The following is a 16,027-nucleotide window of genomic DNA, read 5'->3' on the forward strand; positions in this document are numbered from 1 at the left end:
AGCATGCGACTTTTTTCAAAATGCCGTCTCGGCACTTTCATTTTCTTTGATCACTTTTGTATTGATAAGCGTCTCGATCTCCATAAATTGTTTAGTTAATAAGTCGTGTTTTAGAATAGCTTTTATATATTTATTACTACTTCTACTAAGGTGTCGAGAAAGGGTAGGTTCATAGAATTCCCATGGATCGAAAAAGGACTTTTCAGGTTTTTCGGTGATCGATAAAATTTTGTTGTTTTCTTCAGTGAGAAAATCTCTTAATTTTTTCTCTATCGAAGCATCTAAAATATTACCACTAAAAAAGGCATTAACATCATCCATAGATACTTTATGAGGCATAAAGATCTTAAAATAACGTATTTTTCCATTTTGAGCGTTTTCCCAAATGGTGATGTAATCACTTAAATACCCTGGAATCTTGTCAAGATTAAGTCCAACTTGAAGATCGGCGATTATATTATCTGTTTCGTTTTCATTTTTTTCGATGTGCCTAATGTTGTTTTCTTTTTGAAATTGATCGAGCAAATAATTTACATAAAGTGATTTACTATTAATGATCTCGATATAAGCTATCTGTTTATTTCCCAGCACCGTTGGGTCTTTCATTAGATAATTGTGAAGATCTAAACATCCTAGAAGACCGCTGTTATCAATGGCTCCCGCATCGATAAAATGGCCGTGACCTCTTATTTTAGCGGCAGGACTAAATACTGGAAATCTATTGGTCGTTGATACGGCTTGATAAAAAGGAATGGTTTTGTTGTTAGAAAGATCTGCTAGATTCTCGGCATATGGAAAAACGTCGCTAAAGTGGTTTTGCTTAACAGACCATAAGATTCCGCGACTTCCTTTAGTACCTGCTGTATTCATTATTAAAGAAGGAAAATATTTGGTTTTATTAAAGGCTTCACGCCAATAATCGCGAAAAGAAGTATTGGATAAATCACTGCTCTTTTCGGTTTGAATAATATTTTGATACTTACGCATGGCATAGTAAGGTCGATCTCGCAATCCGATACGCTCACTGAGGGGCCAGAGTTTTCGATAGCTGTCAAGTCCGAATGTCAATGACAGATCTAATGAAGTGTAGTTTTGATGTGCTAACAGGTCAATTTTTTGCTGAATTTCAGAGGTGTTCGTGCCATGGTCTCTATATAGCCCTGTGTATAAGGCGAGTCCGAGTGAACCTCCTGAGGCTCCAGACATTGCGATGGTTTGATTAAGCAATTTCCCATGAGTTTGTTTTTGTAAGGTATTAACAACATTGAGGGTCCAAACATTTGCTTTGAGTCCGCCACCATGTGAAGCTATAAAAAACAGTGTATTATCATCTTTTCCCTTAAGACTATCAATAAAACGTTTTTCGCTAATTTCTGTTTTGGTGTTTTCAACTAAATCTAACTCGTGTGTGGTCACTTCAATATTGGCGATATTAGAAATGATAAAAAGGAGGACAAGGACAGTGCAGCTAATAAAGATAGCGCGATAGCGTCTAGTTTCGTACAAGTTAATTTTTCGCGCTACAAAAAAGTACTTTCCTAAGCTTGCTATGATGAAATAATAGAAATAAAAAAATGCCAACAAAATTGGTATTCCATTATGCAGCCCCCAACCGTTTATACTAGCAAGCGTTGAATAAAAAATTAGTAAAGCCGCAACCAGAAAGTTCAAATTAAACAATAGGATATAGTTTTGAGACTTTTCTAAAAATAGAAGTCGACTAATAAAAATGTTGACAGCAAGTAATGCTGGGCTTGTGAGTGTTTTTAATGCTTTGGTTAGTTTTGTTCTTAAGAGCCTAAAAAAGACATAATTAAACATAAATAAATAGCTGGTAACAAGTAATAATACAAAGCCACCCGGACTAAAATTACCAACAAATAGTGTAATTATAAGAAATAGAAAAGAAAGAAATGCTACAAAAAAGTAGGTTATACTGAGGCGTTTATAAATTCTTTTAAGTTTAAAGTTTTGTTCGTGTATTGTTACTGCCGTTAGCGGTTGTCCGGCTTTATTTTTTTTTCGCTCTAACTTTGCAACACGTTCTTTTAGTAAGACATACACAACAAAAGGTACTATCAGTAATACGTATATAATGCTAATCATAAGATCGAGATTGAGCGTCTCAAATATGATGTTGCGTTTAAAGCTACTAATGATAAAATGAATCCACACCCCGTGAATGAGCAAGCCAATAAGATATCGCAGATAGTTTGCCCAATTGTCTTTTTTATATGTCGATTTTTTATTGGTGGTAAAAATGTAAACAGGAAAGTATTTAAATGGCCAAAATTTTAATGGCGTTACTGTGTGCCACTCTGTATAGTCACCAGAATTATTTAGATCTGCCGCATAGTAGGTGTAAATAGGGTAGTGTGAGAGCACGATGGCAAGCCCATTAATAAAAAAAAATGCTAGAAATAGGGAAATCCAATGACTTTCAATGAGGTCGATCATCATGGTAAATGCTTGATCCATTTGTGTTAGCAACAGCAAGATAATGGCAATAACCACCAAACTTATAAATGATGACTTAACAAAATTCTTACCAGACCTCAACAAATGATGAATACCATTGATAACTTGGGTGAAAAGCGATGGTTTTATTGCTTGGTTAGCCATATAAATTTATTGTAAACAACTAATTTACAGATAATACGATCATGTGGCAAGGGGTTTTTTCCTGAAAAGCAACCATTTTATGATGGTATTTAACAGGTTCGAAGCTGGTATTGGTATCTATAGGGACGTTCAATACGATCATTTATTTGGCGAATCGTTTCTAATGTCGCTTTTCCTTTACGATCCTTTAGAACTCGTTTTGATTGATCAAAACCTTCTAGAACTTGTTCAAGCAAGAGTTTCCATTCATTTAGAAAATTCATGCGGTCCACTTGAATTCTTGGAACAGTATTTAGCGCCTTTTCAAGGCCTCCCCGTACCTTTATAAAATCTCCGTAGATTGTAAGTTCGTTATTTGTTATTGAAAAAGATACCGAAAACTCACAAGATTTTGAAGAAAATAAATATGTTTTTCGGTCGTTATTTTGATGTAAAATATCATTTAGCATATCACCTAAAGATTCAACATAACATGAGATATCTTCGGTATAATGAAGTAAAAACGGGATACCATTATAGGTAAGGATACAGTATTCCAGTGTATGTCCAAAAATATCTTTAAAGAGACTGTCTAGATTTTTATGACTGAGCTGATTTTCTTCAACACCAACCACATAACCGGCCTGTAGCCTAAAGGGGATACTGTTTGGGATTAATTTAGTCATAGCTGTAGAATTTTCCGTAACCCACAATATCGTGTTCGGTTTTTTGTAGTAATTCTATTTTTCTTCGTTCGGTTCCGTCTTGAACAGTACATTCACTGGCTTGAATTGATAGTAATATTTGTCTGAGCAAAGTGTTCCATTCTCTTAAAAATGCGTCTTTTCTTAAAATAAGTGTACTATTTTGCTGAAGACATTCTGAATACTCTCGGAAATGCTCGCTCTTGGGTTCAAAATGAGTTTTAATCTCTAGATCGTCTTTTTTCCAATGAAGTTGCATTGAAATAACCAGAGCTTCATTTTCTAGATATACCTTTGCGTTTCCTGATACTTCCTTCCGAAGCAACCAGCATATAGATAAAATGGCATCAAAATTCTGATACAACTGAGTTTTGTAGTTAAAGGTGATAGGAATACTATTCCAAATAAGGAAAAATTGTTCTTCTTCAGCATGATATATTGACAAGAAAATCTCCTTTGTAGTTTCAAATTCTTGTTTTGGAATTTTCAGTATTTTGATATGTCCTAGTTGGAGAAAAAACATCTTATTGAGTTAATTTTTCTAAAGCCTGTTTTGCATACTTTAGGTCGTATGTATCGTACGGACTGTCAATTACAGCGTTTAGAGCGTTAATAGCTTTTGATTTGTCTGCTTTATAATGTCCCAATACGCGTATGGCCGCGTTTCGTATCATCTCACGATCGTCATCTATAAAGTAAATAACGTTTTCAATGTTTTCCTGAAATTGCATATTGCTTTCCCGAAGGCCCGTTAAAAGTATATAGAGGCGGTCGTTATTATCCTTTTCTAAAGTAAGTCTTTCTAAAAGTATATTGGCAAGTGATTGATCACGCGTGTTTTGTAAAAGATAGGCGAGTACTTGATACCCCGATTGCTTTACCTTTTCATCTTTGTGATTATCGATGAGCTCAATTAGTTGTTCAGCTAGTGTTAAATCGTTCAACTTTTCGGCAGCTCGGTACGCCTTCCAAGAAACTGTATTGCTGCCTTTAACGGCATTTTCGTCGTGGAGACCGGCCATTTCTTCTAAGAAAACAATTAGGTTCTTCATTCCGTTTTTTTTTCTCGGTACCTATCAACTTGCTTGATGTTTTTTAGATACGTCATATATTGGTCATTCTTAACTTCATCCGTATCGCTTGGAAATACCGTTTCATCAGATCTACTAAAGATTGCTTTTGTATCGTCTTCATCATAATTGAAATCGGACACCAGGGCGACAAAAGGTTTGTACTTTCTGCTTTTTAATGTGATAAGCACTTTGTATTGTTCTGAATGTGAAATTCCAAGCCTATTAAAAATTGTTTCTTGATCCATTTCTTTGTGTGTTTTTTTAAAAGTACTATAATTTTGTAAAGTCAATATAATCGACACCGTATTTCTTAAAGGCCGATATTACATTTTCACTAGCTCCGTTTAGTAATTCGTAAGTTACTTTTCTACCAGTTTTTTGCGTTAATTGTGCATACCGAATAATTTGATCTTCCACCTCCGGAGTTAATGATAGCGGTCCAGACTTCGATTCAATATAAGTTATTGGCGGCCCTGCATCTTCAAGATCAGGAGAAACTTTAACGGTTTCCCCATCAATGTCGAACGTCTCTTTTTCAGCGGGCGTTCTTTGGCGTACTCCTTCGCCATCTTTTAAAGGTCTGCCTAAACTTTCTTCTAATTCGGCATTGAGTTGCTCGGTTCTAGATTTTTCGAATGCATCCCCAGCTTTATTATTTTTTTGGCCTCGGTCATATTTTTTTGAATGTTCGGTACGCTTCCGTTCTCGTTGCTCTTTAAATTTTGCTTCACGTTTTTCAATATATTCAGGGCTGTTAACATCGCCATCCGCAAAAGCATCATAATCTTCATTAAACTTTTTTCGACTTTCTGCTTCTGGATTCTTTTTTTCAAATGATTCCTTTTTAGCATCCTGATAATCTTTTGCCTCTTTGCTCTTATTTTCGGGGTTACTGAGACTGTCAATTTCTGCTTCGGCATCTTTTATTCGTTTTTCTGAAGCTGCTTTTTGTTCAGTCAATCGCTTATGTTCTGGACTATCGGCTGCAGGGGTTTTATTTTTTCCTTCTGCCTTTCGATTGGCTTCCACCTTTTTGCGTTTAGCATCATCAATTTTCACCTTTTTCCCATCATCACCAAAACGGCTAGTTTCAGGATTCAAGACTTTTCCTCCTTTAATGTCCTTAATCACGTCATCAATGTTACGACTAGGTCCCCCTTTGGTTGACTGACTATATTCTTTTAACTTTTTGGCCGTATCTGCGTCGATATCACCGTTTTTAAGCCGTGCATCAACTTCTGCTTCAAATTCTCTATGTTTTTTAGATGTTTTTGGAGCCGTTGTCATTTTCGCTTTTGCCTGATCTAATTTTACCTCAAGCGCTTGCAATTCTTTCATTGCTTCAGGCGAATCTGGGTTCTTGGTCATCTTCTTTCTGATCTCGGCTAATTCGGCCTTCAACTCCGGGTTGGCATCTAGCGTATCCTTATGTGTTAGTTCATAAACTTTACACTCACTACACTTTGCAATATTTCCGTCTTTATCAACTTTAACCTCATGCCCGTCTGCTGTTTTACCTTTATTTACAACTCCGTCATCGGCTTGAAATTTTTTCTGTTTAGCATCAGGCAGATCAATATCGGTTTTACTCGACTTACTAAAGAAGCCTTGTAGTTTTTTCTTAAAGGATTTGAGCCCTTTCTTTCCACCTGAGAATAGTTTTTTGGCCCCTGACGCAATTTTCGAAGGCATTTTTGCCACAGCTCCTAGGCCGTCTTTAACACCATCCATAGTCTGTCTTGCAAAGGCTCCTGGCGACTTAGGAACATTCTGCATGAATTTACCCGACTTCATCACGGGGCCCATCTTAACAGCACCAACACCCTCAACAATGGCCATAGCACCGGTCATACCATCGCTTGCGTTCTTCTTCATTTGTTCCACATTCCCAAATAACTCAGAGGCCGTCTGAGCGGTTCCTGCATCATTTAAGTTTTTGATATACGCCAAGCTATTGAAATAAACCGAAAGAGACCCAGCAATGATCGCCCCCCATCCTGCATAGGTCATTATGGTTCCCATCCATCCAATAACAGGAGCGGTAACGGGTGTAAGTGTTCCCCATGAAATAATGGTTAGTGCTACCATAAGGGCTGTGATCATTCCTGCTATACCTAATATGGAAGAAAATACCATTGCGAGGCCGGTTGAAATATCTGCCCCAATTTGAAGCAGGTTACCCAATGGATCTTTTGCCCATGCATCTGCATTAAAAATGTTGGCAACACCACTAAATGTTTTTTCTAATCCACCAACAACACCTTGAAGTCCAACCATTGGATTGATCATACCTTCGATCATTCCTTTGGCCATTTGTGCCACGCTAATGTTCTTAATATCATCTGTGATAGACTCAGTCATTAGCTTTTCGGCTAACATTTTTTGCTGCTCGGCAGTCAGCAAATTCATATTGTTATCAGCAATTGGCATGACACCAGACACTCGCTCAATTCGTTTGTTGTCAACAGCATCGATCGCTGGCTGTCTCGGATCGCTAGGGCCGCTTTCACCTGATGATAATTTAACTTCCTTGCGCGCGCCTTCGGTCTCGGCTGTACCGTCATCGGGCATTTCGGTGATCATCTTGTCTAAAGCAGCCATGATACCTTGCTTTTCTTCCGGCTGAAGCGATTGAATATGTTCTTCTTGTTCGGCTTCAGGAAGTGCGGCAATGGTGTATAATTTTAACTCTTCAGGGGAAGCTTCTTTGTTCTTTTTCTCTTCAGCTTCTTTATCTGCCCGTTTTTGAGCGGCCTCTTTACTTTCAATAGCTGCCATTCCTGCTAAATACTCGTCTTGTAGCGCATTTAGTTCCATTTCCATCGCCATGGTTGCGCTAATCAATTGATCACCCTTAGCACGATTTCCTTTGGCTTGTTTTCTAATGGTATTGGGACCACTTGAAGAAGCCGCGATACTTGTATTACTTGCGGCGTTCATGGCTTTAAAACTCGCTACTTTACCATCTATTTGCGTGATTATACTATCGTTTTCAGTAATTTCAGCTTCACTTTGCGAATTATCTTTTGAAGCCTGTTCTGCATCTTTTATGTATTGCCGTGCACGTTCTCCGGTTTGAGTAATAGCTTCATCCATAGACTGTGCTCCAGATGATGTTTCCTCCATTTCACCACTCTGTTTTTCGGCATCTGCCTTCGCATCTTCATCATCGGGGATTTTCGATTTACTTTCACCTGCCTTGGCTTTTGAATCTGCTGCTAAGGATCCAGATTCGGCCTTTCCGGTATCTGCCTCTTGAGCAAGGCCAGGTGCGGCTCCAGCTACGAAAGATTGTCTTGATTTGCTTTCATCCAAGGCCTTTTTAGAAGTTTCTGAAATCGTCTTTCTTTCGGTGTTCTGATCTTCAAATTTCTGTGTTCCTTCTTTGGAAAGTGCTAGATCCTTTTTACTAGTTTCCAATGACGCCTCAAGACCATCGGCGTGTATTTCCTTTTCCGAAGCTGCCTGCTTGATCTCATACCCCTTTTCACGAAGTAGTTCACCTATATATCCTAAACCACGAACCTGAGTGTCAATATTTGCTTTTCGGGCAATGGGCTGACCAGCACTATCAATTGGAGCAATGACATTAGGATGTTTAAAAGGCGCAGGTTTTTCTGGAACGGGGGTGTTGTTTGCCTTGTCGAGTAAAGCTTGAGCTCGCTGTTCGGCTGTTTGCGCCTCTCCCACATTTCCTTCTTGAGCTTCGCCTTCGGCATTGGTCGCTTCACCTTCTCCGCCAGCTGGCTCTGCAGACAATTGCTCGTCCATTTGCTGCTTTTGCTCAGTAATTTTTGTTTGCGCTTCTCCACCACGATCTACGGGAGGTGTGGACACGCCTTCAGCTTGGACACTACTTTTTTCGGAACGAACCTCTCCACGTGGAGGATCCTTTTTCTCTTTCTTTTCCTCAGCACTAAGGTCGTCCTGATTTTTAACATTTTCGTCCCCGTCTATTTTAGCATTCGATTTGCCCTCTACAACCGTTCCATCATTGGGCTTTTCAGGTTTTCCTTCTGGAGATGCCTTTTTTTCAGGAGCTACAAAGCGCTGTACAGTTTCATCATTCTCACCTTGTTGAACTGTATGTGTTAATTCATGGGCTAATAGATGTTTCCCTTGATTACTGCTAGGATCGTACTTCCCTTCATTAAAATATATGTCATTCCCGCTAGTGAAAGCCTGAGCACCTAAAGACTGATTCATTTTTACGGCATCACCACCTGTATGAATATTTACATCGCTGAAATCGGTTCCAAAGCCACTATTCATTTCCTGGAGTGTCCCGTTATCTAAAGAAGATCCATTGCCTTTGGAGTTAGATAATGTTTCTGAAATGTCTTCTTGTGATGCTTGTCCATTCGATTTTTCTTGAACAGGCATGGCAATAGGCTCTTTTTCTTCTCTAACCGGAGGTTTTAGGTCGCCAGTCGCAGATTTTTTGCCTTCAGGTGCTTTTTCCTCAGATGGGACAGCTTCCTCTTTAGGTTTTTCTAGGGCTTCAATTTCTGCTTTTTTCTCTTCTGTTTCTTCTATGACACCTTCGGGAAGCGGGGGGAATACATTGCCTTCTTTTTTCTGAACAGCCTCTATGTCACCACCGCAACTCGAGCACTTTTTCTGAAGAGATTGATCTTCTTGAGGCTCTGTCTTTTGTTGTACTTCTTCAAAAGGCATTTTTTGAATTTGCTCATCCTTAGCTTCACAAGCCGAACATTTTGGTTGGATTTCTTCCTCTTCGGAAGCTAATTGAACCACTGGAGTAATGGTTTCTACTAATGGTTTTTCCTGAATTTCTTCAACATCTTCTTTTTTCTGAAGATCTTCTTCCGAAGTTTTGGTCAAAGTATTTGAGGCAGGAGGGAAAAAGTTACCATTTCCGAAGAATGGAGTAGGAGCTTCACTTTTTTGAACCACCTTATCGGCCATTGCATCGGCCTCTTTTTCGTATTTATCATCGGGTTTCCCAACAGCTAGTTTTGCCTGTACCCCAAAGAAAGGGTCAGCACTCCTGCTTTGGGAAGCATGGGTGCTGTTTGTAGTGTTGTTATTTTTGGCAAATACTTTCAAGTTGATCTGTTTAACACAAATCAATCAGGGAATTTGAGGAAATATTAGTTGCTGTGGGTTTTTACAGCTATTTGAAATTTCTTGCCATGTTGGTATATTTCAACATAAGGCCTTTATCGCTCCATTTTTTTCTTGTGACGTAGAGTTTTTGATTTATCCATTTATATTCTTCATTAAAATGTTTTAACACCTGCTCCAACTTTTTATAAAAGCTAGATGTTGCGTTTTCTGCAATAAGCACAAATTGATCGTTGTTGCCTTCAACAGCTTGTTCTTCGTCTTTTTCTGCCTTTTGTATAGGTTCTTCTTGTTCTTCCTCTTTAGATTGTATGGTCTCTTCCTCTTCGCCTTTTTTTTGAATAGGCTCTTCCTCTTCCTTTTTAGTTTGCACCGCTTCGTCTTCGACCGTCATTTCCTTTTTTTGGATAGAAGGGAAGAACGGACCATTTTCTGATTGGAGTTGTTTTGTCTTTGGTTTTCTTCTCAGCCTTTTCATAGTTTCTAGTTGTATTATTCTCTGTGTATAAGCACCCGAGTTGATTGGCCTGTAGCTAAAAAGGTAGCCATAGCATCAATTGTATTTCCGTTATTTTCTATTGTTCCATTGACAATGCCTTCATAACCAGAGTAATGCATAAAAGGGATCCTAAATTTGTTATTGGTCATAACGCCGGTTCCTTCCGCAGAAACAAATGCCACACCATATTCGTTCAGGCTGTATTCCTGAAAATAAACATTGCCATTAACATCTTGATTAAAGAAGTACCGTGATCCACTCTGGTTTTCATACCAATATCCAGAAATATTATAGTTTATTGGTTTTTCTGGAATGCGTTCAACCACCGTTCTTTCGTTATTGTTAACCACAGGTACGATATTCATTTCTTCTGGTTGCTCATGTTGTTCTTTCGATATTTTATTCTCTAGTACCACTTCGTTTTGGATCTCTTGTTTCTTATCTTTTGTTAGATCAATGACTCCAGTGGTATGCATTACTGTTAGAAGTCCCGCAACAGCACCAATAAGTCCAGTGATGGCAATAATGGTTGTTGAAAATTTTGTTTTTGATGGATCTGCCGACATATCAAATTGTTTTTTAGTTAGTTACCATTCTAAAAATACAAAATTTTTCTTCCAGGGAAATTTTATTAGACCCAAATTCCAGGGTACGCTTTCTAACAAAATATCTGCTGTCTTTCTTTGGATATACACCTTTTCATGATCTCTTGTCAGCGCCAATTTTCCTTCACGGGATAAAAATTCGTTACGCAAAACATCGGTTGATCGCGTTTTTAAGGCAGTCCAATGTCCCAAAACAGCCTTTAGTAAAGTTTCACAAGCGTTAATCTGTTCTTCGTTTAGCACAAATTTTTTCTGAATTGGATGATGAATAGGAATATTGCAAATGAACTTTTCAAAGATCAATTCATGTTCATAGGGTTGTAATTTCTTACACGCCAGATAATGAAGTAGGTGCACTGCGAGATCGTAATTTTCTTCCGGTATATCATTTTCTTCGAGCACATTTAAATTTCCGAAGAATGTCTTTAAAAAAGGATGTAAAAGCAATAATCCCGCATTAGCCACAACTATACCTATTTCCTCTTCGGCAGTAAAAAGAACATCCTCGTTTGAATCGGTGTGGATCTCTATATTTTGATGAGTTTCAAAATTCTCTTTGGAAGCATTTACGGTTAAAGGCACAGCTGGGATACCGCTATTAAATACAACCTTTCCTATATCATTTAATAGAACAAAATCATGATTTAAAATTTTAGTTAATTCATTGAATATTAGTTTATTGGCAATTTTAACCTCTTTTAGTGCTTTACCTAAATCAGCCGTTAGTTTAAGTTGGTATTTATTCAATTTTGTATGTAATGATGTGTCACTGTTTTGCGCTAAAGTGACGAGTGTCATTTGAATGGGTAGCAACTGATTTATATCAGTCAAAAAGGTTTCGGCCAACTGTAAACTTCTTTCTTTTGATTTACTATTAGTGTTGAGTATTTTTATTAATTCGAGTGTTATTTTATTGGTTAAGTTGATCGGATCGTTCGAAATAAAATACTTGAGGATTATGTTCCAAACAGCTACTCGATCTGTGGTTTCGGATAAACTTATAACTTCCGAAGGAATTTCAGCTAAGATCAAAACGGCAATCTCTCGATCTTCAAATTGGTATATCAATCTATTTCGCGACATGGCTTTAGCTAATGTCTTTTTCAGCTTTATTGTAAAATTAGGTTGTTGTTTAAGTTTTTTAAGTTCGTGGTAGCTAAAAAAGGTTTTTACCGACTTCCACCATGGAAATTGGCCTTTTTCTATAAAATGAAATAAGGCTTGTGCAAGGCTATTTTCGCTCGTGGTGCTAATAATGCCTGTACTCATTAGAGCATGTTCTAACTGAAGTTCAAAGTCGAAAGGATCGTCTATTTGAGATGGCGTGTTCGCAATGGAAAGCTCTTTCCGAAGCGCTATTTCAAAGGCGTTGGCAATATCGGTTTTACTGCTGCCCTCTGAAATATTAATAATTATCGCAAGTTTTTCGAGACGTACCACGCCGTTTGGGATATTTTGAGATAATTGATCAAAATATCTTGTAATTATTGGATTTATATAATTTTCAAGCAGAGCAGGTGTAGTCGATTTGAAGGCATGTGCTGTCTTCAAGCTGGTGGTTTGTATTTCCACCGAAAGTCGATTTATTTTGTGCCGATCGTTTGTCATTATTATCCTTCTCTTTTTAACACCTCGATAGTTAGAGGGAATTTTAGGTCCTCACAAGATCCACCAAGCAACGTAAGTTCTACATCAAAGGTTACTACTTCACCAGGTTTTGTGCCTTGAGGGGCAGTATAAGTATGTTTCGGGTTACGTGTTTTGCCTTTTGAGCCATCACCGAATAACCATCGATAACTATAGAGGGCTTCATTATAATTGTTTTGATTTTCTGGATTAAATTGGACGGTTACTTGATTTTGTTTGTCAAATACAAGGGAGGTTGGTTGTGTTCGAATCATTAGAAATGGTCTTTTTCGAACTGTCAATGTTTGAGCAACCTCACGGCCATCGATTGTAAAGGCAATTATCTTGTCGTAATCGTTAAAACCGGGTTCAATAACTATCGAATTTTTATTGATCGTCAAATATTTAACCGAAAAAACGGTTTTTAGTTCTCCGCTTTTTGGAGTGATTTGATACGGTACTTCCAAGGACTCTTCAGAAGACATATCATAACAAACTTCAGCAGGAATGTTGAGTTCAGGAATCATGATTTCGATGGTTAAATCATGAGGAACAGAGTGCGAGCAACGTCCGTTTGTAACGGTGAGTTGCGTATTAAAAGTAATTGTTTCGTCTTTAATTCCCCGTAGATCGTAGATGTGTGTTGGGTTTTCATCAAATCGATTTGCAGGAACGGTTGTATCTCCGAAGTCCCATTCGTAACGAACACCTGCGGGCAGTTTTGAACTATCTGTGGTAAAAGTCACTTTAACCGATAGACCGTCTTTACTTGGTGAAGGCTCTCCCGTGCTATAATCGAATTCCGGTTTTAAGAAAACGGTGATCGTTGCATCGGTAATTTGACCATTCACTAAAAACTTGATTTCAGTGCCATATAATGATGGATCCAATATTGTAGGGTCAAAGACAAACTTATCGTCATTATTTTTGGTGACACCACTGCTAAGACCACTTGGCACATCGGCAGTTACTTCTCCATCTGCAGGAACCACTTCAAACAATAGTGGCTGAGTGTCTTCCTCAAGACATACATACGCTGAAGGTAAACGAAGTGATACAGGTTTTGCCGGTATAATAAAATTAATTGGCGCGCAATCTGAACAACACAGATACGGAAGACAAAAATCGGCAACCACTGTATTAACGGCTATATTGGCCTTTGTATTTCCGGCTCTACCCAATAGTTCATTGGCTCTTTGAAGGTCTATTTCGTTCAGAATCTCTTTAGCAGAGGCTTCTTTTGATACTATTTCCTTATTTGGTATTGCAGATTCTCTCGCGGTGATCATTCTCATATTGCGAGACATGGGTGTATTTTTCTGAAATTCCTTTTCAGGTTTTGAAGCGACTTTTAGCAATTGTTCACCTTTTGCAATAACCTCTTTTAGATCTTTAAACCTATCGAAGATTTCTTGTGAATTACCAGCTTCTTCCGAAACTTCATCGGCACCCATATAGACCATGATAAAGGTTCCGCCTGGAGCTACTCCAGCTTGATGATCAAGGCCGGGATGGTTTTCTACAAACTTCGATAAGGTTTTTTGAGATAATATTTCAATCTTGCGTTTAGTGATATCGTCCATTAGGATCTTGATCTTTTCCGCAGCACAACAATTTACTGTCATTTGATTTAATAATAATTCTAGGCGAGATTCAAAACCTTGACGCTGATAGGTGCTATTTGCACCATAAAGTTGTGTATTTACAGCTTCCTGATATTTGTCAACTAATTCACATAAGTCTCTTTGTGATTGAATCAATTGTGAAATACGTGTTTCTGTTATTTCTGTTATCTGGGTTGGGATCAATCTCGATGTTGCTCTAGAATAGATAATAAGTTCCGCAGGCAAGCTGATAGTCATTTGCCGAATTGCCGGCTCCATAGCTTGAACTTCTGGAATAGCGCTCGTCATTTGTTCCACATCGCGAATAATTGTTTCGGGTTCACGGTCATTATTAGCTATTATAGCTTCTTTGATTATAACTCCTAAAAGACCTTCCTCGTCTCTAATGCTTTCATTTACAACCTCCAAAGGTTGGTAGGCGTAATTCTGCGATGTATAATATTCTAAAGGATAGTTGCTACGTACCATTTCCATACCTCGAACCTCTTGCTCGCGAAACTTTATCTCAACGTTCTCTTTTAAGAATTCTGTGGCTCGCGTATCTACCATTTCTTCGGAAACCTCTTGGGCTTGCTTTGTTTTCTTAGCTCGCGCATTGGTACCAGGAACTTTTGTACTAAATGCTGAAAAGAAATCGGTCATATCTTGATACAAGCATTCTTGTTCTTTTAGGAAAGCTAAGAGAATGGTATTTAGATCGTCAAAATGGCAGCTGTATTTTTCTGGATCTATAGTTTCTAGGGTTTCATTGATGCTCAGCACTTTTACGTCAAAGGCAAGACCATTTTCTTCCTTTAAAAGATTTACAGCTTCAAGAGCATCAAAATAATCACGTCCTAAGTGTCCTTCAATTCTATAGAAATCATGATTATCAATAGTATAACTCAACGGATTTACGATTGGGTCATTACCCGCAGCATACGTTGGTGCATTATAACTTAGATGAGTGAGGTGATCATAACGTTGGGCTTTATTAAAATTCCATGATTTCAGAAGTTTTTCGGTGGGTTTATAGTAAAATGGAATGGCTCGTGCGCTTAGATCGTGAATTGCCTTTTTGGAAGGCGTGATTTTGATTTCAGCTAATGATAATGACTGAAATTGAGTTGCCATTTGGTGCATTTTGTCAAGCAAGGAAACTACTTCCAAATGCGTTTTAACGCCTTCGGGTATAATAGGTGAGGGGTAAAAAGCATGACGAAAACTTAAATACTCATTTGCAGTACTTAATTCACCTAATAAAAGATGCTTCGGAAATGCGCTTTCCGAAGTACAACAGTACAAACGCAATTGATAAAGCCGTTGTTTGATTGTTTCATAAGTTGCGATCATATCTTTTACAAAGTCGTAACGATATTGTATGTCAAGAGGAATGTTTTTACCAGCAAAATCAAAAACGGTATCAAGCCTGCTTAAAATTTCATTCAGTTTATTTTGCGCGTCGGGAAGTTGTAATAACTGATTAAATTCAAGGAAAAGGGATATTAATCCTGTTTCTAATTGAGCTAATGGCGAAGGGTTCCCATTTATTGCAGTTGTGTATCCACTCATTAAATTTACGTAATCTGTGGTGTTCTTTGGTGTTAAGATCAGACGTTTTACTGGTACTTTCGGAAGATCCAAAAACTGCTCGATCACGTCGTGTTTTGTAAAAATCTCATCGGTGGTATTAAGTTGTTCCACTTCGGTTTTGTCAAGTAACAGCATACGAATATTGGCAACTTGTTCTTGTCCTTGTGTATCACAGTTTACGCCAGTACAAGGCGTTTGTTCTTTGGCGAAATTTTCAAGGTAAAGGACTACAACTTTATCTGTTAGGGCATTTAGTTTTGATAGCGTATTATTGGCATTAGCATCGTCATCATTGGCAAGGATAAGTTCTTCAATAGCGGCTATATTTTTAAATTTAGAATAACCGGCATCTTCGTCTTTAAAGGGTCGAAAATGGGTATATGTAGCGCCTTGGTATTTGATCAAATCGCCATCGGTGGTTATTCCGCAGCCACTAGAAACAGTGATTTTGTTGCTTTTTAAGCTAACGTCGAGCCCACAAACGATCCCAACTCCGCTTAAACAGACACGCGTAAGTCTATGTTGATCTTCGAAGTAATCAATAATGGTATTGAGTTGGTCTGCCGTAAGCACCTGATCATTCACGAATGAACGGTACTGGGTAGTTATTTCATCTAATTTTAATGTTGCCATG

At 38.1% G+C, this 16,027-nt stretch carries 10 protein-coding genes; all 10 read right to left on the minus strand.

Annotated elements, in window-relative coordinates:
* Nucleotides 1-15: 15 nt before the first annotated feature.
* Nucleotides 16-2,622: a hypothetical protein gene (locus ACY2RU_RS14120; protein ID WP_490139122.1), complete on the minus strand. Its 2,607-nt coding sequence runs from the start codon at nt 2,620-2,622 to the stop codon at nt 16-18.
* 89 nt (nt 2,623-2,711) lie between these two features.
* Nucleotides 2,712-3,287: a hypothetical protein gene (locus ACY2RU_RS14125; protein WP_490139123.1), complete on the minus strand. Its 576-nt coding sequence runs from the start codon at nt 3,285-3,287 to the stop codon at nt 2,712-2,714.
* Nucleotides 3,280-3,828 (minus strand): hypothetical protein, encoded by a 549-nt coding sequence (locus ACY2RU_RS14130; RefSeq protein ID WP_490139124.1) that lies wholly within the window; start codon nt 3,826-3,828, stop codon nt 3,280-3,282. The genes ACY2RU_RS14125 and ACY2RU_RS14130 overlap by 8 nt, the downstream gene beginning before the upstream one ends.
* 1 nt (nt 3,829) lies before the next feature.
* Nucleotides 3,830-4,357, minus strand: coding sequence for a hypothetical protein (locus ACY2RU_RS14135; protein ID WP_490139125.1), 528 nt, complete (start codon nt 4,355-4,357; stop codon nt 3,830-3,832).
* Nucleotides 4,354-4,623 carry a hypothetical protein gene (locus ACY2RU_RS14140; RefSeq protein ID WP_490139126.1) on the minus strand — a complete coding sequence of 90 codons (270 nt, stop codon included), beginning with the start codon at nt 4,621-4,623 and terminating at the stop codon, nt 4,354-4,356. Before ACY2RU_RS14140 ends, ACY2RU_RS14135 begins: the two co-directional genes overlap by 4 nt.
* Nucleotides 4,624-4,648: 25 nt before the next feature.
* The gene (locus ACY2RU_RS14145; RefSeq protein WP_490139127.1) at nt 4,649-9,448 is read right to left on the minus strand and encodes an eCIS core domain-containing protein; all 4,800 of its coding nucleotides are present in this window, start codon (nt 9,446-9,448) and stop codon (nt 4,649-4,651) included.
* 67 nt (nt 9,449-9,515) lie between these two features.
* Nucleotides 9,516-9,944 (minus strand): hypothetical protein, encoded by a 429-nt coding sequence (locus tag ACY2RU_RS14150; protein ID WP_490139128.1) that lies wholly within the window; start codon nt 9,942-9,944, stop codon nt 9,516-9,518.
* 14 nt (nt 9,945-9,958) lie between these two features.
* A complete protein-coding gene (locus ACY2RU_RS14155; protein WP_490139129.1) occupies nt 9,959-10,531 on the minus strand; it encodes a hypothetical protein in 573 nt (190 codons plus the stop codon).
* 21 nt (nt 10,532-10,552) lie between these two features.
* Nucleotides 10,553-12,178 (minus strand): contractile injection system tape measure protein, encoded by a 1,626-nt coding sequence (locus ACY2RU_RS14160; RefSeq protein ID WP_490139130.1) that lies wholly within the window; start codon nt 12,176-12,178, stop codon nt 10,553-10,555.
* A gap of 2 nt (nt 12,179-12,180) precedes the next feature.
* Nucleotides 12,181-16,026 carry a PKD domain-containing protein gene (locus tag ACY2RU_RS14165; protein WP_490139131.1) on the minus strand — a complete coding sequence of 1,282 codons (3,846 nt, stop codon included), beginning with the start codon at nt 16,024-16,026 and terminating at the stop codon, nt 12,181-12,183.
* Between the last annotated feature and the right edge of the window lies 1 nt (nt 16,027).

The organism is Ulvibacter sp. 2305UL32-6, assembly GCF_058148545.1.